At 71.6% G+C, this 20,454-nt stretch carries 15 protein-coding genes and 1 pseudogene; 3 read left to right on the top strand and 13 right to left on the bottom strand.

Features of this window, described 5'->3' with window-relative positions:
* Window positions 1–69: 69 nt before the first annotated feature.
* The gene (locus tag ACFY16_RS03430) at window positions 70–954 is read right to left on the bottom strand and encodes an ABC transporter ATP-binding protein (protein ID WP_390646086.1); all 885 of its coding nucleotides are present in this window, start codon (window positions 952–954) and stop codon (window positions 70–72) included.
* Entirely contained in the window at window positions 929–1,843 is a 915-nt protein-coding gene (locus tag ACFY16_RS03425) for an ABC transporter permease (protein ID WP_390645378.1), read from the bottom strand. Before ACFY16_RS03425 ends, ACFY16_RS03430 begins: the two co-directional genes overlap by 26 nt.
* A gap of 377 nt (window positions 1,844–2,220) precedes the next feature.
* Here ACFY16_RS03425 and ACFY16_RS03420 point away from each other — a divergent pair, with 377 nt between their 5' ends.
* Window positions 2,221–2,859, top strand: coding sequence for a TetR/AcrR family transcriptional regulator (locus ACFY16_RS03420; RefSeq protein WP_390645377.1), 639 nt, complete (start codon window positions 2,221–2,223; stop codon window positions 2,857–2,859).
* An 11-nt stretch (window positions 2,860–2,870) separates the two neighbouring features.
* Window positions 2,871–3,012, top strand: a pseudogene (locus ACFY16_RS03415) (DNA-binding response regulator); the annotation flags it as partial.
* On the opposite strand, the gene galE reads toward ACFY16_RS03415, so the two are convergent.
* The 4 genes from galE to ACFY16_RS03395 all read right to left on the bottom strand — a co-directional run bounded on the left by galE (window position 3,012) and on the right by ACFY16_RS03395 (window position 7,599).
* Window positions 3,012–4,007: a UDP-glucose 4-epimerase GalE gene (galE, locus tag ACFY16_RS03410; RefSeq protein ID WP_390645376.1), complete on the bottom strand. Its 996-nt coding sequence runs from the start codon at window positions 4,005–4,007 to the stop codon at window positions 3,012–3,014. The pseudogene ACFY16_RS03415 and the gene galE overlap by 1 nt on opposite strands.
* A 65-nt stretch (window positions 4,008–4,072) precedes the next feature.
* A complete protein-coding gene (locus ACFY16_RS03405) occupies window positions 4,073–5,692 on the bottom strand; it encodes a glycosyltransferase family 2 protein (protein WP_390645375.1) in 1,620 nt (539 codons plus the stop codon).
* Window positions 5,626–6,927 carry a glycosyltransferase family 87 protein gene (locus ACFY16_RS03400; protein WP_390645374.1) on the bottom strand — a complete coding sequence of 434 codons (1,302 nt, stop codon included), beginning with the start codon at window positions 6,925–6,927 and terminating at the stop codon, window positions 5,626–5,628. Before ACFY16_RS03400 ends, ACFY16_RS03405 begins: the two co-directional genes overlap by 67 nt.
* Before the next feature lie 171 nt (window positions 6,928–7,098).
* Window positions 7,099–7,599: a MarR family winged helix-turn-helix transcriptional regulator gene (locus tag ACFY16_RS03395; protein ID WP_390645373.1), complete on the bottom strand. Its 501-nt coding sequence runs from the start codon at window positions 7,597–7,599 to the stop codon at window positions 7,099–7,101.
* A 121-nt stretch (window positions 7,600–7,720) separates the two neighbouring features.
* Between ACFY16_RS03395 and ACFY16_RS03390 the strand changes: the two genes are divergently transcribed.
* Complete coding sequence (locus ACFY16_RS03390; protein WP_390645372.1) at window positions 7,721–8,134, top strand: organic hydroperoxide resistance protein; 414 nt, start codon at window positions 7,721–7,723, stop codon at window positions 8,132–8,134.
* A gap of 28 nt (window positions 8,135–8,162) precedes the next feature.
* Here ACFY16_RS03390 and ACFY16_RS03385 read toward each other — a convergent pair whose 3' ends face one another.
* From ACFY16_RS03385 to ACFY16_RS03355, 7 genes are all read right to left on the bottom strand, one after another.
* Window positions 8,163–9,746 (bottom strand): hypothetical protein, encoded by a 1,584-nt coding sequence (locus ACFY16_RS03385; protein WP_390645371.1) that lies wholly within the window; start codon window positions 9,744–9,746, stop codon window positions 8,163–8,165.
* Between the two features lie 79 nt (window positions 9,747–9,825).
* Window positions 9,826–11,100: a hypothetical protein gene (locus ACFY16_RS03380; protein ID WP_390645370.1), complete on the bottom strand. Its 1,275-nt coding sequence runs from the start codon at window positions 11,098–11,100 to the stop codon at window positions 9,826–9,828.
* Complete coding sequence (locus ACFY16_RS03375) at window positions 11,097–13,367, bottom strand: CDP-glycerol glycerophosphotransferase family protein (RefSeq protein ID WP_390645369.1); 2,271 nt, start codon at window positions 13,365–13,367, stop codon at window positions 11,097–11,099. Before ACFY16_RS03375 ends, ACFY16_RS03380 begins: the two co-directional genes overlap by 4 nt.
* A 7-nt stretch (window positions 13,368–13,374) precedes the next feature.
* The gene (locus ACFY16_RS03370) at window positions 13,375–15,573 is read right to left on the bottom strand and encodes a CDP-glycerol glycerophosphotransferase family protein (RefSeq protein ID WP_390645368.1); all 2,199 of its coding nucleotides are present in this window, start codon (window positions 15,571–15,573) and stop codon (window positions 13,375–13,377) included.
* Window positions 15,574–15,729: 156 nt separating this feature from the next.
* On the bottom strand, window positions 15,730–17,991 hold the full coding sequence (locus ACFY16_RS03365; protein ID WP_390645367.1) for a CDP-glycerol glycerophosphotransferase family protein: 2,262 nt from the start codon (window positions 17,989–17,991) through the stop codon (window positions 15,730–15,732).
* Window positions 17,992–18,204: 213 nt separating this feature from the next.
* Window positions 18,205–19,113, bottom strand: coding sequence for a carbohydrate ABC transporter permease (locus ACFY16_RS03360; protein WP_390645366.1), 909 nt, complete (start codon window positions 19,111–19,113; stop codon window positions 18,205–18,207).
* Window positions 19,110–20,453, bottom strand: a complete 1,344-nt coding sequence (locus tag ACFY16_RS03355) for a carbohydrate ABC transporter permease (protein ID WP_390645365.1) — start codon at window positions 20,451–20,453, stop codon at window positions 19,110–19,112. Before ACFY16_RS03355 ends, ACFY16_RS03360 begins: the two co-directional genes overlap by 4 nt.
* Between the last annotated feature and the right edge of the window lies 1 nt (window position 20,454).

Raw genomic sequence — 20,454 nt, 5'->3', positions numbered from 1 at the left:
CATCGGGAGGGTGCCGGAGCCGGGCGCATCGGGAGGGCGCGGACAGGGCGCGCATCAGGAGGGCCCGGATCAGGAAAGGGCGGCGGTCTTCTCCCGCCCCGGTTCCGGGCGTGCCTCCCGGAGCGGCCGGGGCGCCTTGCCCGTGCCGTTCGTGAACGCCTCGTACTCCTTCATGACCTCGTCCGTCGGACCGTCCATGAGCAGCTCGCCGCGCTCCAGCCACAGGACCCGGTCGCAGGTGTCGCGGATCGACCCGCTGCTGTGGCTGACCAGGAACACCGTGCCCGCCTTCTTGCGCAGCTCGCGGATCCGCTCCTCGGAACGCCGCTGGAAGGAGCGGTCACCGGTGGCCAGCGCCTCGTCGATGAGGAGGACGTCGTGGTCCTTGGCGGCGGCGATGGAGAAGCGCAGCCGGGCGCCCATGCCGGAGGAGTACGTCCGCATGGGGAGGCTGATGAAGTCGCCCTTCTCGTTGATGCCGGAGAAGTCGACGATCTCCTGGTAGCGCTCCTTGACCTGCTCCCGGGACATGCCCATCGCCAGGCCGCCGAGGTAGACGTTGCGCTCGCCGGTCAGGTCGCCCATCAGAGCCGCGTTGACACCGAGGAGGGAGGGCTGGCCGTCGGTGTAGATCCTGCCGCTCTCCACCGGAAGCAGGCCGGCGACCGCCTTGAGCAGGGTCGACTTGCCGGAGCCGTTGGTGCCGATCAGGCCGATCGCCTCGCCCTTGTACGCGACGAACGACACCTCCTTCACCGCGTGCACCTTGCGCACGCCCGCCGCCCTCTCGGTCTTCTCGCGGCGCATGATGCGGTTGAGGGCGGCGGTCGCGGAACCGCGGCCGGCACCGGTGCCGTTGACCCGGTAGACGATGTCGACGTGGTCGGCGACGACGGTGGGGATCCGCGCGTTCGCGGAAGTCGAGTTCTCAGCCACGGCCGTACGTCTCCTCAGCCTTCCAGAAGTAGATGAAGCCGCCGACTCCGGCGAGCAGCGCCCAGCCCGTCGCGACCAGCCACACATGGGGCGGCAACTGGCCGGCGTGGAAGCTGTCGATCAGGGCGAAGCGCATCAGGTCGATGTAGACCGCGGCCGGGTTGCACTGGAGTGCCGTCATCGCCCAGTGGGGCAGATCGTCGTGGCTGAGCACCTTGTCGATGCTCCACATCACGCCCGAGACGTACATCCAGGTGCGCAGGATGAACGGCATCAGCTGGGCGATGTCCGGAGTCTTCGCACCCATCCGGGCCATGACCAACGAGACGCCGGCGTTGAAGGTGAACTGCAGCAGCAGGGCGGGCACCGCCAGGAGCCAGGACATGCTGACCGGCACGCCGAAGCAGAGCAGGATGACGATCAGCGCGGCCATGGAGAACAGCAGCTGCTGGAGCTGCTGGAGGCAGAAGGAGATCGGGAGTGCGGCCCGCGGGAAGTGCAGTGCCCGTACGAGGCCGAGGTTGGCGGAGATCGCCCGCGTGCCGGCCATGATCGAGCTCTGCGTGAACGCCCAGATGAACACGCCCGTAACCAGGAACGGCACGAAGTCCGGCACGCCGTGAGAGGTGCCCAGCAGCATGCCGAAGATGAAGTAGTACACCGCCGCGTTCAGCAACGGGTTCATCACCTGCCAGAGCTGGCCCAGCTTCGCCTGGCTGTACTGGGCGGTGAGCTTGGCGGTGGCGAAGGCGTTGATGAAGTGGCGCCGCGCCCACAGCTGGCGGATGTACTCGGGCAGGGAGGGGCGGGCACCGCTGACCGCGAGGCCGTGGCGGGCGGCGAGGGCCGGGAGGTCGTCGTCGGCCGGGGCCGGTGCGGGGGGCGGTGTGTGGAGGACCTGGCTCACATCCGCTGCTTTCGTTCGGGGGAGGGGGTGCGTGCGTCCGGCTCGCGCCGGGTCCGTGGGCCCGGAGTTCCTTACGCTCTTCTTAATGTTTTCTCACGTCGGGACGGGACCGTATCGTCGCAACGTGAGCGTAGGCCGAGTTGGCGTCGGAACGCAACCGTTTCGTCGTGACGAGCTACGCGAGGACGAGACCGTATCGACGCAAGGACGAGACCGTTTCGTCGCGGCGACGAGACCTTGGCGTCGCGGGGACGGGGCCGTTGCGTGGTGGCGACGAGGCCCTGGCGTCGCAAGGACGGGACGGTGGCGTCGTGGGGACGGGCCCGTTGCGTCGCGACGTGGTGCGTGGGGACGGGACCGTATCGTCGTAACGCCCTATGCTGGTCCGCATGACGACGAACGCCGACGGGCCCCAGACGCGTCCGCGCCGCCGCACCCCCGCGGGAGCTGCCGTACTCCGCGAGGATGTGACGGAAGCCATCCGCGCGGCCGTCTTCGAGGAGCTCGCGGCCGTCGGCTACGCGCGGATGTCCATAGAGGGCATCGCCCGCCGGGCGGGCGTCGGCAAGACGGCGGTGTACCGCCGCTGGCGCTCCAAGCTGCACCTCGTCCTCGACGTCGTCTCGGCGATCGCCGTGCAGGGCCTGCCCGCCCCGGACACGGGCTCCCTCGAGGGTGATCTGCGACTGCTGTACGAGATGACCTCCCGTGCGCTGCGCCACCCCGTGGCCTCGCAGATCATCCCGGACCTCCAGGCCGAGGCGGCCCGCAACCCCGAGATCGCCGAGGCCATGCAGAAGGCCCTGCGGGAGGGGCAGGAGGGCGTCGCCAGCGGGATCGTCGCGGCGGCGGAGCGGCGCGGCGAGGTCCGCCTCGGCATCGACGAGGAGCTCGCCCTCGACCTGATCTCCGGCCCCCTGTACTGGCGTTCGGTGGTGATCCGCAGCCCGAAGCTCCCGAAGGGATACCTGGGGGCCTTGGCACGAGCGACCAGCGAGGCGCTCAAGGCGCTGTGAGCGGAGAGCCCATGAGAGTGGTGATCGCCGAGGACAACGCCCTCCTCCGGGAGGGCATGGTCCTGCTGCTGACGTCGGCCGGCCACGAGGTCGTCGCCGTCGCCGGCAGCGGCCCGGAGATCCTCCCGGCCCTCCTCGCCCACCGCCCGCGCCTACGCCCGTGCCGCCTCCGGATGCAGTCGTACCCAGCCCTCCCACGCCGACGTGATCATGTCCTGGACGTCGTGCTTGGCCTTCCAGCCCAGTTCGGTGGCGATGCGGTCGGCGGAGGCGACGACCCGGGCCGGGTCGCCGGGGCGGCGCGGGGTGACCGTGGGGGGACGGTCGTAGCCGGTGACGGCGTTGATGCGGTCGATCATCTCGCGTACCGAGACACCCTCCCCGCGGCCGATGTTGAGGGTGAGGTCGCGGCCGGGGGCGGCCCGTAGGGCGCGGGCCGCGGACACGTGGGCCTCGGCCAGGTCGACGACGTGGATGTAGTCGCGGACGCAGGTGCCGTCGGGGGTGGGGTAGTCGTCGCCGAAGATGCGCGGGGGCGCCTTCTCCGTGAGCTTCTCGAAGACCATGGGGATGAGGTTGAAGACGCCCACGTCGGCGAGTTCGGGGCTCGCCGCGCCCGCCACGTTGAAGTAGCGCAGCGAGGCCGTGGACAGGCCGGTCGCCCGGCCCGTCGCCCGGACCAGCCACTCGCCGGCCAGCTTCGTCTCGCCGTACGGCGACATGGGCACGCACGGCGTCTCCTCCGTCACCAGGTCCCCGCGGCCCGCGGCGGAGTCGGGCATGCCGTACACCGCCGCGGAGGACGAGAAGACGAACGAGGGGACGCGGGCCGCCGTCACCGCCTGCAGCAGGATGCGCAGGCCCTCCAGGTTCTCGCGGTAGTACAGCAGGGGGAGGTCCACCGACTCGCCCACCTGCTTCTTCGCCGCCAGGTGCACCACGCCGGTGACGTCGTGGTCGGCGAGGGTGCGCGCCAGCAGCACCTCGTCCAGCGTCGAGCCCACGACGAGGGGCACCCCGTCCGGCACGCGCTCGGCGATGCCGGTGGACAGGTCGTCGTACACCACGGCTCTCTCGCCCGCCTCGGTCATCGCCCGGACGACATGTGCCCCGATGTAGCCGGCACCGCCGGTGATCAGCCAGGTCATGTGCGGCCGTCCCCTCGTCAGTTGGCTCCTGGGTGGTGCGAACTCGTGCGCGGTATGTGCGGCTTTCAGTCAATCAGGCGGCGGAGCCTCCCGTGGACGACTGCCGCAACTCCCCGTGCTCCTGGCGCCACGCGCAGTGCCAGCGCCCCGGAGTGTGTGGCGTACGGCTGCACGAGCACGACGGCGTGGCGGGCGTTCACCACGGCGCGGCGGCGCAGCCGACCGGGGTCCGTGACGGCGTGCGCCGTCACCTCGCGGCTCGTGCTGTCCGCGAACAGCACGAGCAGGCGCAGGTCCCAGGTGCTCGCGCCGCACGCCCCGAGCGCTGCCAGGTCCACGGTCGTATCGGCCGTCCAGGTGCCGTCCGAGGCGCGGGCGAGTGCGACGGCCCCGGCGCCGGCCGGGCGCACGCACCCCCTTCCCTCGCCGTCGCGCATCCGCCACTCCACCTCCACCGCCTGGGGGCCCGCCTCCTCCATCCGGCCGTACAGCTCGTGCAGGCGAAGCCGCAGGAGGGTGCCACGCGCGCGGGGGCGCAGTTGTGCGTCGACCGTGAAGGGGAGGAGGCGGACGGGGCGGGTCAGCAGGGACTCCAGGGTGACCTGGGGGAGGTCGGCGGACCAGACGGGTGTGCCGTCCGTGGCGCGCGCGTAGGGCGGGAGCAGGCGCGCCGGGCGGGCCGCCAGCTCCCTGAGCCGGGGCAGGTCACGCGGCTCGGCGGAGGCGAGGACGACCCGCGCGAGGAGACGGCCGGGTGCGGTCGGGTCGGGCGTCCAGTCGGCGGCGTCGTACTCCGCGAGGTATGCCCGCGTGTGCGTCCACCACGCGCGCTGGTAACTCTCGTCGCGCAGCCCCAGCTCGCGCGCGTACAGGCGCAGTTCGTGGTCGAGGAACTTGGCGCGTGCCGCCCGTGCGAGCCCCTTCTGCCCGGCGCCCAGCAGGATCTCGTAGGCCATCCGGCTCGCGTCCGTGCGCGCTTTCCAGTTGTCGATGCCCGCGCGGTCCAGGGAGATCGACAGCCGCTCGGCGGACCGGCGCACCTGCCATACGTACACCCGTTCAGGGACGAGCGCGATGCGTGGGGCGGCGGCGAGCACGCGCGCGGTGAAGACGAAGTCCTCGTAGTGGAAGCGGCCTTCGGGGAAACGGATGCCGTGGGAGTTCAGGAAGGCGGTGCGGTAGAGCTTGTTGACGCAGAGCGTGTCGTGAACCAGGAGCGGGCGCCGCGCGGGACGCGCGATCACGGCACGCTCCGCGTACAGGCGCCCCTGCCAGGGCACTTCGCGCCCCGAGGGCAGCTCGCGGCGCACGCACAGGCCGCCCGCCACCTCCGCGTGCTCCTCCGTCGCCGCCGTGAGCAACGCGTCCACCGCACCCGGCGGCAGTACGTCGTCGCTGTCGAGGAACATCACGTACGGCGCCGTCACCGCGTCGAGCCCGGTGTTGCGCGGGGCGCCGCAGCCGCCGCTGTTGACCGCGCGCCGCACCACGCGCAGCCGCGGTTCGGTCCCGGCGAGGCGGGTGAGCAGCTCGGCGCTGCCGTCCGTCGAGCAGTCGTCGACGGCGACGACCTCACGCACGGCGGGACCTTGCGCGAGCGCCGAGCGCACCGCGTCGGTCACATGTGCGGCGTCGTTGTAGCCGATGACGACGACCGCAGCCTGGGGGAGCTGACGGTGGGGCATGAGGTCCACGTGCCGGATTCGGGGTCGGATTCGGATTCGGAGTCGGAAGTGAGGTGGGTGGGGCGTCCGGACCGCCACAGGCGGACGAAGGACAGCCCGGCGGCCGTGGCCAGCAGCCCGTTGCGGACGAGCATCAGCGCGCAGCCGGTCCAGGTGGAGGCGATGACGTCGGGGTAGAGGGTGGGGAACACGGCGGTGCTCACCCCGGTGGCCACCACGACCAGCACGGCCACCGGACGCTGGGTGGTGTGCCGCGAGGTCAGGCACACGGCGGCCAGGCCCAGCAGCCAGATCATGTACTGCGGACTGATCACCCGGCTGGTGACGACGAACAGGAGCAGGGCGGTCAGCGCGGCGTCGTACGGCGTCGCCTCGGTCCACCGCCTGGCCCTCAACCGCCACAGCAGCAGGAGCCCGAAGGAGACGGCCGTCAGGGCGAGACAGGCGTGCGCGACGGCGGAGACGTGCGGGCCGGTGAACTCCATCGCGCCGTACTGGTACCGCACCTTGCCCGGCCACCCGGCGTGCGTCGCGAGGCCGAGGACCGTGCCGCCGAGGGACTCGATCTGCACGCCCCTTCCGCCCTGTTGGCGCAAGAAGGCAAGGGAATTGTTGAACGAAACCACGAGAGGAATGAGGACCGCGCCGCCCGTCACCGCCGCCCACGTCCACACCGACCGAGTCGCCCGCCCCTTCGCCACCCCCACCAGCAACAGCAGCGGCCACACCTTCACCAGCGCGGCGAGCGCCGCGAACGCCCCGCACACACGCGTGGAGCGCGACAGCGCCAGCAGCGAGACGACGGCAAGCGCCGTGACCTGGACGTCGTAGCGCGCGAGCGGGAGGCGCAGCAACAGCGGCAGCGCGCCCACCCACAGCACGGCCCCGCACAGGCTGCGGCCGGGCCGCAGGCCGACGCGGGCCAGCGTGACCGCGACGACCGCGTCCGACACGAGGGTGAGGACGACGAAGGCCTGGAGGTACGTCAGCCACGGCAGCAGTCCCGGCGCCAGCAGTACCGGCCCGGCGCCCGGCGGGTACTGCCACAGCCTGTCGTGTGCGGGGAAGGCGCCGTGCGAGAGGACGACGTACCAGTGGTGGTACAGGCGCCACACCTCCCTGGCGACGCGGCCTCCCAGCCACGGCAGGGAGTCGTGGGCGAGCAGCCACAGCATCACGGCTCGGGTGGCGAGCCAGGCGGCGGCGAGCGGCAGGAGGCGGCGGCGACGTGTCATCACCGCGGATCGTAAGCCGCGCGAGTGGCGCATCAGTGCTGATACGCCGCCAATAATCAGGAAGCGCAGATTAATCGCACAAATCGGTCGCGTCTTGAGAGGGGGGGCCGAGGTGCGCGCCGACGACACGCTCCGCGCGACGCGCCCGGAGGCAGGGCGGTGGCCGCCCGCCTACTCGCAGCCCGGCGTCTCCTCCAGCGCCGCCGCGTCCAGTGTCGTGGTGAGCTGGTCGAGCCGCTCGCGCAGCTCGCGGATCTCGTCGAGGTCGAAGCCGGTCGCGGCGGCGATCCGGCGCGGCACCTGAAGCGCCCGCTCCCGCAGCGCGACCCCTTGCCCGGTCAGCCGCACCTCCACCGAGCGTTCGTCGCGCGCGCTGCGCTCCCGCGTGACCAGGCCGGCCGCCTCCAGCCGCTTGAGCAGCGGTGACAGTGTGCCGGAGTCGAGACGCAGGTGCTCGCCCAGCTTCTTCACGGGCAGCTCGCCCTGCTCCCACAGGACCAGCATCACGAGGTACTGGGGGTAGGTGAGTCCGAGGTCCTTGAGGATCACGCGGTAGACGCCGTTGAAGGCGCGCGAGGCGGCGTGCAGGGAGAAGCAGATCTGGCGGTCGAGGCGGAGCCAGTTCTCCCCGGTCTCCCCGGCCTCGGTGATGGGCGTCTGGGTCGGCGTCATGGCCTCAGGATAGCTCTAGTGGGCCATTTAGTTGTGTGCAATTGAATCGTGTGCTCTACTTGTGGTCGTGAGGGCGGCCGGACGGGTCGCCGGAACGTGATTCGAGAGGGATGGTTCATCCATGGACGCGCTCTACACCGCTGTCGCCACCGCCACCCACGGCCGCGACGGCCGTGCCGTCTCCTCGGACGGCAAGCTGGACCTCCAGCTGGCCATCCCGGTGGAGATGGGCGGTAACGGCCAGGGCACCAACCCGGAGCAGCTGTTCGCCGCCGGCTACGCGGCCTGTTTCGCCAGCGCCCTGGGCCTGGTCGGCCGCGCCGCCAAGGTGGACGTCAGCGAAGCCGCCGTCACCGGCGAGGTCGGCATCGGCAAGCAGGGCGAGGGCTTCGGCCTCGCGGTCACCCTCCGCGTCGAACTCCCCGACACGGTGGACCAGGCCACCGGCCGCAAGCTGGTCGAGCAGGCCCACCAGGTCTGCCCCTACTCCAACGCCACCCGCGGCAACATCCCCGTCGAGCTCGTCATCGAGTAGATCGAGCAGACCGAGCAGACCGAGTAGTTCACCGGCCGGAGCCGGAGCCGGAACCGTCGCCGACCCGCGCCAGCACCTCCCCCGTCCGCCGGCTCCACGCCACCACCACCGCCTCCTCGGGCACCTTGCGCCAGCGCGTCAGCAGCAGCCAGCGCACGTGGTAGCGGCGGGCGATGGAGGTGCGCTCGGCGCGGGTCGCGGACGGGGAGAGGTAGGCCTGGACGTCGGCGAGTCGGCGAAGCCGGACCCGTTCGTCCAGGGCCGCGTCCGGCCAGGCGGGCGCGGCGAGGTTCGGGCCGTAGCCCGCGATCGCGTGGACGGCGTAGTACCCGTCGGTGATCACGACCTCGCCGGGCCCGATGTGCCGCGCGGCCCAGTAGTACGACGGCCAGTCCGGCGGCTGCTTGAAGCCGACCGGGTCCAGTGAGCGGGGGATCACGGCCCCCGCCTGCACGGTCAGGAAGCCCAGGCAGGCCCCGGTCGCCGCCACCGCGCTCAGTGCCCGCCGCCACACCGGCCACGGCCGCGCCGCCGCCAGCTCCACCGCCAGCGCGAACTGCGGCCCCACGAGCGTCAGCCCGAGGATCCGGCCGTAGGTGTAGTGACCGCTGAGCCAGCCGTACGCCACCACCAGGCAGTCGAGTACGAACATCAGCGCCAGCGGATCCCGCCATGACGATCTGCGCACCCGCAGCCACAGCACCGGCACCCCCAGCAGCGCCAGCCAGAAGTGTCCGCCGAGACCCACGTACAGCCGCTGGTGCATCGCGTCCACGCTGCCGTCACCGGCCAGGGCGAACACGTCGAAGTACGGCCAGCTCGCCGCGACGGCCAGTGCCACCGCGCCCGCCACCGCCCATCGCAGCACCACCGCCGGCCGCCAGGCCCGTTGCCACCCGGCGACGCAGGCCACCGCCCCCAGCACCGCCGCCACCGACGTGATCGGATGGACGAGCAGGATCAGCCCGTACAGCGCGCCGAGCCCCGCATACCCGGTGAAGCCGCGCAGTCCGCTCGGTCCCACGTACCGCACCTGCCGCGTGTCCCGTGCCCGCGTGCCCGTCCGGGACCAGGCCCAGAAGGCGAGCCCGATCGCGAACGCGGACGGGTAGGCGAGGGTGCCGGTCATCGACATCAGCCCGAGGTAGCCGCTCCACCAGGCCCGCTCGGTACCCCACAGCAGCGTCATCGAGGCCAGCGCCAGCACCGGCGCCCACGGCCGGGGCGTCAGCACACGCACGAAGCGGCCGATGCCGGTCAGCAGCACCAGCAGGTTCACCGGCCCGGCGAGCTTCACCACCGCCCAGCCGGACAGCCCCGTCAGCCGGGCGAACGCGCCCTGCGCGACCGCGTACGGCGAGTAGTACGGGCTGCCCGCGCCCGGCAGGTCCGCCATCGGGTGGCGCGGGTGGAGGAGATGCGCCTTGAGGCGTTCGACGACCGCCGCGTGCTGGCCCGCGTCGCAGCACAGCGGGACCCGCCAGTACGCCAGCGACATCACCAGCCAGAACAGGAAGCCGAAGACCTGGTACGGGGTCGGACGCCAGGCACGGCCGCCGCGCAGCGCCGTGGCTCCGCGCACCGACCGTCGGACGAGGGCACCGGTGCTCACCGGACCGACACGGGGGCGGAAAGGGACATCAGGGGCATTGGCCGTATCTTCCCGCCAGGATCAACGGCCCTACCGATTGTCACCTCAACGAGTGAGCCTGCTTGACCCGGTCCTGCACGGGCACGACGACCCGACCCCGCATGACGGGCTCCAGCAGCAGCGGCACTCCCACCACCGGCAGCAGCCACGCCAGCACGATCAGCCGGTTGCCCCAGATGTTGATGTCGGGGTGCCCGGCCTGGGTGAGGATCCCGGTGAACGCGGCCGCCAGCAGGAAGCAGCCGAACGCCCGGCGCCGCCGCAGCGCCCCCCACGCCCCGGCGGCCAGCGCGGCCACGAAGAACGGCTCCCACAGCTGCCGCCGCAGCCACTCCACCCAGAAGTTGAGCTGGAGGTGGAAGAAGTCCGACCAGGGACGGGTCCGGTCGGGCCGCGAGAAGTGGCCGGTGAGCAGGTCCTGGAGGCTCTCCGACTCGGACGGATAGTGCAGCACCTTCGCCAGCAGCAACGTTGCGAGCACACCGCAGCACCCGGCCGCCGTCACCGCCACGAGGCCGCGCCCGTACGAAGCACCCGCCCGCCATCGCCGTACCCCGATCGCCGCACCCGCCCCCGCCAGGCACAGCCCGAGGAACAGCGCCTGGGAGTGCTTCACGGCGAACAGCGCGGCCAGCGCACCGCAGACGAGCAGAGTCCCCGCCCGCACCCGGCCGTCCAGTGCCAGCGCGCAGCCCCACACGGCCGCCAGGGTCAGCGTCAGCAGCAGTCCCTCGGTCATCGGGCGCATGGCGGTGGCGCCGCACGGCAGGACGTAGAACAGGGCCTGCCCGGTCAGGCACAAGGGCGTCGGAGTCCGCACCGTGCGCAGGATCAGGAAGGCGAGGACACCGCCCAGGACCGTGACCACGACGCTCGCCGCCCACAGGCCCCACGTCACGCCGAACACCGTGATGTACGGCAGCAGGAACACCGGGTAGCCGGGCCGCACCTCGAAGATCCGCATGAACCGTTCGGGCATGTACGGCACGGTGTGCCCGCCGGTCTGCCCGGCCGCCAGCCGCGCCCCGACAGCCCGCCACTCCCGGGCCCGGCACGCTGCCATGACCCGTGCGGTGGGGTCCGCCCGGTGGAAGCGGATCACGTCCACGTTCTGGTTGCGGCGGGCGATCGACGCCTTGCCCGAGCAGGCGTAGTCGATGGTCGCGGCCGCCGCCGCGTGCTTGCCCTCACCGCGCAGGCTCAGCGCGTACGACAGGTAGTTCTTGGTGTCGGGGGTGTCCCGGCCGGTGACGTTCGCGAGCTGGAGCAGGGCGAAGACCGCGGCCAGGACGAGTACCCAGGTGCGGGGCCTCATGAGGACGCGAGCAGGTCGTGCCCGGCGGCGGCCGGTTCGGGCACCCGGGCCGTGGCGGACGCCGGTGGCATGGACTCGCCCAGCATCAGGGTCCGTACGACGCGTTCGGCGGCGTGCCCGTCGTCGTACTCGCAGAACCGCTCCCGGAAGCCGGCCCGCAGCCGCGTCGACTCCTCGTCCCGCCAACTGCCGGAGGCCAGCAGCCAGGCCAGTTCCCGGTAGGTGCGCGAGACATGGCCGGGGGGTTCGGCGGTGATGTCGAAGTAGGCGCCCCGGCTCGCCGTGTACGCGGCCCAGTCGTCGGCGTGGACGACGATCGGCCGGTCCAGGTTGGCGTAGTCGAACATCAGGGCCGAGTAGTCGGTGACCAGCACATCGGAGGCGAGCATGACGTCCTCGACGTGCGGTTCGTCCGTCGCGTCGACCAGCACCCCGCGCCGGTGCAGGTCCGCAAGGCCCAGTCCGCGCGCCGGGCCGGTGGCGAGGGAGGGGTGCAGCCGTACGACGAGGGTGTGGCCCTCGCCCAGGTCCTCGGCGAACCGGGCCAGGTCGAGGCGGTCGACGTGGCCGCCGCGCCGATAGTCGCGGCGGGTCGGCGCGTACAGCACCACCGTGTGGTCCTGCGGGACACCCAGCCGGGCCCGGACCGCCGCGCCGTCCGCCGGTCCGGCGCCGACCAGGACGTCGTTGCGGGGGCTGCCCGTGCGCGCGGACGTGAAGTGGCACGGGTACGCCCGCTCCCACACCAGCTCGGAGTGCCGGTTGGCGACCAGGCTGTGGTCCCAGCGGTCGGCGCGGCGCAGCATCTGCGGCACGTCGAAGCCGTGCCGGGCGCCGGGCTTGTCCAGCAGGTCGGCCGCCATGTACTTCAGCGGGGTGCCCTGGTGGGTGTGGATGTGCACGCTGCCCGGGCGTTTGACCAGCGTGCCCGGCCAGTTGACGTTGTTGACGAAGTACGTCGCCCGCGAGGTGATCTCGTGGTAGCGCAGGGAGTCGAGGATCACGTGTTCCACGCCCGCCGGCAGCAGCGACGCGTCCGCCGCCTCCTCCTCGCTGCGCACCACCCACACCCCGCGGATGTGCGGGGCGATCTCCAGGGCCTTGCGGTAGACGGCCGCCGGGTCGCCGAGCACGCCCCGGTGCGAGAACGCCGAGTACACGGCGAGGTTCGGGTCGAGCGGACGGCGGGCGTGGAGCGCCGACCAGCCCTGCTTGACCCGCCCGGCCGCCGCCTTGCGCGCGGGCAGCGCCCGCCGCACGATCTCCCGGCCCGCGCGCCCGGCCTGCCGCTTCAGCAGGTAGGCGGGGTAACCGCCTTCCAGCAGCCGCAGTTCGCCCTCCACCGACGCGCCCGCCGGCTTGAGCCTGCGGAACATCTTCGCCGTGAGCCGGAAGAACTCGGCCTTGTCCGACGACGGCAGCCGGTCCGGCTTGGCGAGGATGTCGAGGCAGTGCTCGCCCATCTTGCGGTGCAGGTAGGGGCGCCAAGTGGCGAGCTCAGGACGGGAGTCGACGAAAGCGAAGACCCGCTCGTACTGCTCGTGGATGTCGAAGTGCTTGCGGCTGGTGGTGGACAGGATGTTGCCCTGGCGGCGCTGGCGGTAGTTCAGGCAGATCCGGTCCAGTGTGGCGATCCGCCCCGCGCTGAGCATGACCGGGAACGTCCAGGGCGTGTCCTCGTAGTAGCCGGGCGGGAACTCGAAGCCGTTCTTCGCCACGAACTCCCGGCGGTAGACCTTGTTCCAGACCACCATCAACAGATCGAGGATCTCCGGGCGTTCGGCGACCGTGAAGGTGCCGTCGCCCGCCCTCAGGTTCTCGGCTTCGCTCGACCGGGGGGGACCCCCACCCGCCAGCACATGGGCGAGGACGTTGCGTCGCGTACCGCCCCACCAGTAGGTGCGGGCGTAGTCGAAGACCAGGACGTCCGGGTCGGCCGTCTCGTCGAGCCGGTCGGCCATCGCGCGCAGCGCACCCGGGGTGAGGGTGTCGTCGCTGTCGAGGAAGAAGAGGAAGTCGCCGGTGGCGTGCGGGATCCCGGCGTTGCGGGCGCGGCCCAGGCCGACGTTCTCCGGCAGGTGCAGCACCGTGACGCGCGCATCGCGGGCCGCGTACTCGTCGAGGATCGCGCCGCAGCCGTCCGGGGAGCAGTCGTCGACGGCGATCACCTCGATGTCCCGGTACGACTGCTCCAGGACCGAGTCGAGGCACTCGCGCAGGAAGCCCTGCACCTTGAAACAGGGAATGATGACGCTGAAGCGGGGCACGGCGGGGTCAGCTCCTTACGAGGGTGGCGGCGGGGGCCGGGACGCGCTCCGCGAGCGGCAGTACGGGAGGGATCGCCTCCGGCGGCTCGCCGAGCAGCACCCGGCGTACGACCCGCTCGGCGGCCCGGCCGTCGTCGAACTGGCAGAAGCGCTCCCGGAAGGCGGCCCGCAGCGCGCGTGACTCCGGTCCCGCGTACGAGCCGTCGCGGAAGACCCCGGCCAGCTCCTCCGGCGTGCGGGCGACCGGGCCCGGCGGTGCCTCCATCAGGTCGAAGTAGACGCCCCGCGTCTCCTGGTAGACCTCCCAGTCGTCGGCGTACACGACGATCGGCCGGTCCAGGTTGGCGTAGTCGAACATGATCGACGAGTAGTCGGTGACCAGTGCGTCGGCGGCCAGGCAGACGTCCTCGGAGGAGCGGTGCGAGGTGACGTCGATGATCCGGCCGGTGGTGTTCCGCAGCCCCCGGTCGTAGAAGTAATGGGCGCGCAGCAGGACCACGACGTCCTCGCCGGCCTCCTCGCAGAACGCCTCCAGGTCCAGGCCCGCCTCGAAGCCGGTGTGGTGGTCGCGGTGGGTGGGGGCGTAGAGGACGGCCGTGCTGCCCTCCGGGACGCCCAGTTCGCGGCGGACGCGGGCTACGTCGTCGGCGGTCGCCGTGCAGTAGACGTCGTTGCGCGGATAGCCGTACTCCAGGGACTCGTACGAGCCGGGGAAGGCGCGCTCCCACATCTGGGTGGAGTGGCGGTTGGAGGAGAGGTTGTAGTCCCAGCGGTCGACGCGGCCCAGCAGCTTGGCGAAGCTGCCGGTCGCGGCCGCCACCACGGGGTACGTCGACTGGTCGACGCCCATCTTCTTCAGCGGGGTGCCGTGCTGGGTCTGCACGTGCACACTGCCCTCGCGCTTGACCACGCCCTCGGCGAAGTTGGCGTTGTTGACGAGGTACTTGGCGCGGGCCAGGACCTCCCAGTAGCGGCGGCTGCCGATCACCGCGTGGTCGATGCCCTTCGGCATCGCGTGCGCCTGGTCCGCCTCCACCAGGAACACCGAGCGGATGTGCGGGGCGAGTTCACGGGCCTTGGCGTGGATCGCGGCCGGGTTGCAGGCGTAGCCGCGGCCCCAGTAGGCGCAGTACACGGCCAGGTCGGGTTCGAGCGGGCGGCGCAGCTGCCTCCGGTACAGCAGGCTGGTGCGCAGCATGCGGGGGCGCGGGACGATCTGGGCGGCCCTCGCCGCGCACTGGTTGGCGCCGCGCAGCGCGCGGAACGCCGTGTACGCCCCGGCCGCCAGCAGCCGGTGCTGCACGCCCAGGCGGCCGCCGGGCCTGCGGAAACCGGCCGGGCGGTGACGGCGGTAGAGCTTGCCGGCCCGGCGGAAGAACGCGCGCCTCCTGGACGGCAGCCGCCGAGGATGGGCGGCCGTCTTCAGCACCGTCGCGAACAGCTGCTCGAACAGCCGCTCCGAGCGTGCGCCGGACAGCCCTTGCTCGGCTGCCCGCGTGAGCACCAGGTCGGTCTGGTCGAGCAGCTCGAAGTGGTGCGCGCCCGGCTGGTTGAGCCGGCTGCCCTGCCGACGCACCAGATGCCGTACGACGACACCGCGCAGCACCGCCATCCGCTCGGCCGCGATCGTGACCAGGCCGCCGAAGCCCAGGTCCGTGAAGTGCCCGTCGGGGAAGGTGAGCCCGCGGTCCGTGACGAACGTGCTGCGGTAGGCCGCGCTCCACGCGGGCAGCTGCACGCCGGTCACCTCGGGCGCCCGCTCGGGGGCGAAGGCCCCCGCCGGTGCCTTCGCCAGCAGCGGTGCGGCCGGATTGGTCGGCTCGCCCTCCCACCAGGGCGTCCGCTCGTGCTCGAAATACAGGACGTCGACATCACCGGTGGCGTCGAGGCGGTCGGCCAGCGCGGCCAGCGCGCCCGGCACGAGCACGTCGTCGCCGTCGAGGAACAGCAGATACGCGCCGGTCGCCGCCCGCATCCCCGTGTTGCGCGCCCCGCTCGGACCGGCGGACGGCGGCGAGTGCACCGGGGTCACCCGCGAGTCCCGTTCGGCGTACCCGGCGGCGACGTCCGCCGCGGGGGCGTCGGGCGCGTCGCAGACCGGGATCAGCTCGAAGTCGCCGAAGGACTGGGCGAGGACGGAGTCCAGCGCCAGGGACAGCCGGCCGGCGACCCCCTGGGACGGGACGATGATGCTGAAGCGGGGCATTCTGCTCTTTCTCTGTCGGTGACCTGGTCGCGGTCCTGCCGCTCAGGCCGTACGGATACGGCCCGGCCGCCCGGTCGGTCGCCAGGTGGACGGCCGGGTCGGGGTGGGCCGCGAGGTGCTGGGGCGCATACGAACTCCCGGAAAGGCAAACGGCGTTCAGTGGCTCTCGGTGACGGGGCGAGGCCCGGAAGGTTGCGGCACGGTTGCGAGCGGGGAGCGGGCGAGCGCGCTTGCCGCCGACGGTGCGGGACAGCGCTCGCCGAGCGGCACGAACGGCGGCAGCCCCGCCGTCTCGCCGAGCACCACATGGCGTACGACGCGTTCGGCGGCGTGTCCGTCGTCGTACGGGCAGAAGCGCTCCCGGAAGGCCGTGCGCAGCTGGGTGGAGCGCGAGCCGCGCCAGTGGCCGGTCGCGAAGATGTCGATCAGCTCGTCCTCGCTGCGCGCGACCGCGCCCGGCGGGAAGGAGCGCAGGTCGAAGTAGGTGCCGCGGGCCGCCTCGTACGCCTCCCAGTCGTCGGCGTGGATCACGATCGGCCGGTCGAGGTTGGCGTAGTCGAACATGATCGACGAGTAGTCGGTGAGCAGCACGTCCGAGGCGAGGCACAGGGACTCCACGCTCGGGTGGCCGGTGACGTCGATGACGCGGCCGCCCCCGGCCAGGGGGCCGTCGTGCCAGTAGTGGGCGCGGGCCAGGATCACGAAGCGCGGGCCCAGGCGGCGCAGGACGCGCTCCAGGTCGAGGGTGCTGCGCTGGGTGCGGTGGTGGTCGCGGTGGGTGGGGGCGTACAGGATCGCCACCGTGCCCTCGGGGATGCCGAGCAGCGCGCGCAGCCGGGTCACGTCCGCCGAGGTCGCCTGCTGGAGGACGTCGTTGCGGGGGTATCCGTACTCGAGCGTGGCGTAGCCGCCGGGGTAGACGCGCTGCCAGGTCAGCGTGGTGTGGCGGTTGGCGGACAGGACGTAGTCCCACTTGTCGACACCCTTGAGGAGCTCCGTGAAGTCCATGTCGCGGGCGGCCGCGGGATGCTCCTGGAGGTCGAGGCCCATGTGCTTGAGCGGGGTGCCGTGCTGGGTCTGGACGAAGACCTGGCCGGGGCGCTTGACCAGACGGCGGTCGAAGTTGACGTTGTTGACGAGGTACTTGGAGCGGGCGAGCGCCGTCCAGTAGGCGGCGGTGCCGGGGCTCAGCCGGCGGGGGCCCGGCGGGATCGTGGGGTGGTGCTCGGGGCGGGCGATCCACGCCGTGCGGATGTGCGGGGCATAGGTGCGGAAGGCGGCCTCCAGCGCGCCCGGGTTGCAGCCGTGGCCACGGCCCCAGTAGGCGGCGAAGACGGCTTGGTCGGCGTGCAGCGGGAGGCGGAGCTGGACGCGGTAGTGCAACTGGAGCGCCGCGGCCCGCACGGCCTTGAGCAGGCGGCTGGTGAGCTTGGCGGTACGGCGGCGCAGGGTCATCGCCCGTTGCAGCACGCGGTAGGTGCGGTGCAGGCCGAGGTGGACCATGGTGTGGCGCAGACGGGAGCGGAGCGGGACGGGGGCGCCGGGGGCGCGGTAACGGCGGTAGTAGGTGCGGGCCTTGCGCAGGAACTCGGCGCGGGCGGCGCGCGGCAGCCGGCCCGGCTTGGTGAACACCGTCGAGAGGTGGTCGACCATGCGGCGGAACAACAGCGGCCGCCAGCAGGCCAGTTCGGGGCGCCTCTCGATGAACGCGAAGACCCGGTCGTACTGCTCGAACACGTCGAAGTGCCTGCGGCTGGTGGTGCCGAGGATGTTGCCCTGCCGGCGCTGCCGGTAGTGCACGCACACCCGGTCGAGGGTCGCGATCGTCTCCGCCGCCATCAGGACCGGGTACGTCCAGGGCGTGTCCTCGTAGTAGCCGGGCGGGAAGGTGAGGCCCTCGCGCGCCACGAACTCCCGCCGGTACGCCTTGTTCCAGGCCACCATCAGCACCTTGAGCAGGCCGGGGCGGTCCGCCAGCCGGAAGGGGGCCGGGCCCTTCTCGGTGAGCTGGGCGGCGACCTTGTTGCGGACGGCCTCGCCGGACCAGTACGTGCGCGCGTAGTCGTAGACCAGGACGTCCGGTTCGCCGGTCTCCTTGACTCGGTCGGCGATCGCGCGCAGCGCGTCCGGGGTGAGCGTGTCGTCGGAGTCCAGGAAGACCAGGTAGTCGCCGGTCGCCTCCTCCATCCCGGCGTTGCGGGCCCGGCCCAGGCCCCGGTTCTCCGGCAGGTGCAGCGCTCGTACGCGCGGATCACGTGCCGCGAACTCGTCGATGATCGATCCGCAGGCGTCCGGCGAGCAGTCGTCGACGGCGATCAGTTCGAGATCGGGATACGACTGGGAGAGTACCGATTCCAGGCACTCGTGCAGGTACGCCTGAACCTTGTACGCGGGGACGATGACACTGAACCTGGGCAAGGGACATCCATGGGTCGGCGCGGGCGGTAGGCCCTGTCGTCGCCTTCCCGCCCGCCCTACGAGCGGACGACGGAAATGCGACTGCAGGGCCTTGCCCGGGAACGGCCGATGGAGTGACTTGGTTACGGCGCGTACGGCATACGGGGGACGCGCGGTGAACGGGACGGGGCGGCCCCGTGCCGGGCCGCCCCGCCAAGTGGGTTTGTTCGCGGGCTACTTCACCGCGCCCGCCATCACCCCGGAAACGAACTGCCGCTGGAACGCGAAGAACACGGCCAGCGGGATCACCATGGAGATGAACGCGCCGGGCGCCAGCACGTCGATGTTGTTGCCGAACTGGCGTACCTGGGTCTGCAACGCGACCGTGATCGGCTGCGTGCCGGACTTGGTGAACACCAGCGCGACCAGCATGTCGTTCCACACCCACAGGAACTGGAAGATGCCCAGGCTGGCGATCGCCGGTCCGCCCAGCGGCATCACGACCCGCGCGAACAGCCGCAGCTCACCTGCCCCGTCGAGGCGGGCCGCCTCCAGCAGCTCGCGGGGGATCTCCGCGAAGAAGTTCCGCAGCAGGAACACCGCGAAGGGCAGGCCGAAGCCCGTGTGGAACAGGACGACACCGAGGACCGTGCCGAACAGGCCGATCTTGCCGAACAGTTCGGCGATCGGGATCAGCGCCACCTGGACCGGCACGACCAGCAGGCCGACCACGCCCAGGAACCACCAGTCGCGGCCCGGGAACTCCATCCAGGCGAACGCGTACCCCGCGAGGGAGCCGATGACCACGACCAGGAGCGTCGCCGGGACGGTGATCAGAACCGTGTTCACCAGGGAGCTGGTGATGTCGCTGTTCTCGAGCAGCTTCTGGTAGCTGTCGAAGGTGAGTTGCGAGGGCTCGCTGAAGACCTTCCACCAGCCGCTCGCGCTCATGTCCGTCGGCGTGCGCAGCGAGGAGATGAGCAGACCGATCGTCGGCACCAGCCAGAACAGGCCGACGACGATCAGGAACACCCGGACCAGGCCGCCGCCGAGCTTCTCCACGATCCGTGAGGCGAGCGAGCGCCTCGCCTTCACGGTCCCGACGGGGGCCACCTCGGTGAGCCCTTCGGCATGTGTCGTCATCGCCGCACCTCCCGCCTGAGCCGACGGACGTTGAACCACATCACCGGGATCACCAGCAGCAGCAGGAACACCGCGATCGCGCTGGCGATGCCCGGCTGGTCCTCGGAGAAGCCCTTGCGGTACAGCTCCAGGGCGAGGACGTTCGCGTCGTCCTGGGAGGAGCCCGGGGCGATGATGAAGACCAGGTCGAAGACCTTCAGCACGTTGATCATCAGCGTGACGACGACGACCGCGAGGACGGGCGCGAGGAGAGGCACCGTGACCCTCCGGAACACCTGCCACTCGTTGGCGCCGTCGACCCGGGCGGCCTCCAGGAGTTCACGGGGCATGCCCGCGAGCCCGGCCGCGATCAGCACCATCGCGAAGCCCGCCCACATCCAGATGTACGAGCCGATGATGGCCGGGGTGACCAGCGACGGGCCGAGCCAGTCCAGGCCGTTGTACGGCTCTGTGAAGTTGCTCGCGGGCAGCTGGAGTCGGGCCCCGTCCGCGCTCGCCGGAAGCGTGAACGTGCCGTCGGCGGCGGCCTTCGCCGACGCCACCACCTTGCCGTCCTTCACCGCCTCGATCCGCATCCCCGCGTAGCCCACCTCGGACGGGTCCGGGGCGCCGAGGGTGCCCACGCCCTTGCCCCGGGTGAAGTCCTGCCAGGTGGTGCCGGTGATCTTCCCCGGGTCGGCCTTCGGCGCCACCGCCGGCTCGGCGCTGTCGGGCATCTGGTCGGGGGCCACGCCGACGAGGGGGAGGGTGACGGTGTCGCCGGTGTGGACGGGGACCTTGGTGATGAAGCCGCCTTGTGCGGCTTGCAGCGGCGAATCACGGCCCGGGTGGGCCTTCGGGAACGCCGACGACTGGGCGAACGTGTCGTGGACGCCCACCCACACCGCGTTGGCGACGCCCTTGTCCGGGTCCTGGTCGTAGACCAGGCGGAAGATGATGCCGGAGGCGAGCATCGAGATGGCCATCGGCATGAAGACGACCAGCTTGAACGCCGTGCCCCAGCGCACCCGTTCGGTGAGCACCGCGAAGATCAGACCGAGTGCGGTCGCGACCGTCGGCGCGAACACCACCCAGATCACGTTGTTCTTCAGCGCGGTGCGGATGCCGTCGTCCGTGAAGAGGGCCTTGTAGTTGTCTACGCCGGCGAAACCGTCGCCGGACTGGTCGTAGAAACTGCGCACGACCGAGTACCCGATCGGGTAGACCACGAGCGCGCCGAGCAGCACCAGGGCGGGCAGCAGGAACAGCGCTGCCACGGTCCTGCGGGTGCCGGTCACGCTCTTGCGGCTCTTCGGCGCGGCAGGGGTCGGAGGGGCCCCTGCCGCCGTGGCCGACGTCATC

Source organism: Streptomyces sp. NPDC001315 (genome assembly GCF_042896175.1).
Classification (GTDB): Bacteria; Actinomycetota; Actinomycetes; order Streptomycetales; family Streptomycetaceae; genus Streptomyces.
Note: the sequence above shows the minus strand (reverse complement) of the source record. Positions and strands in the feature narration are given on the sequence as shown.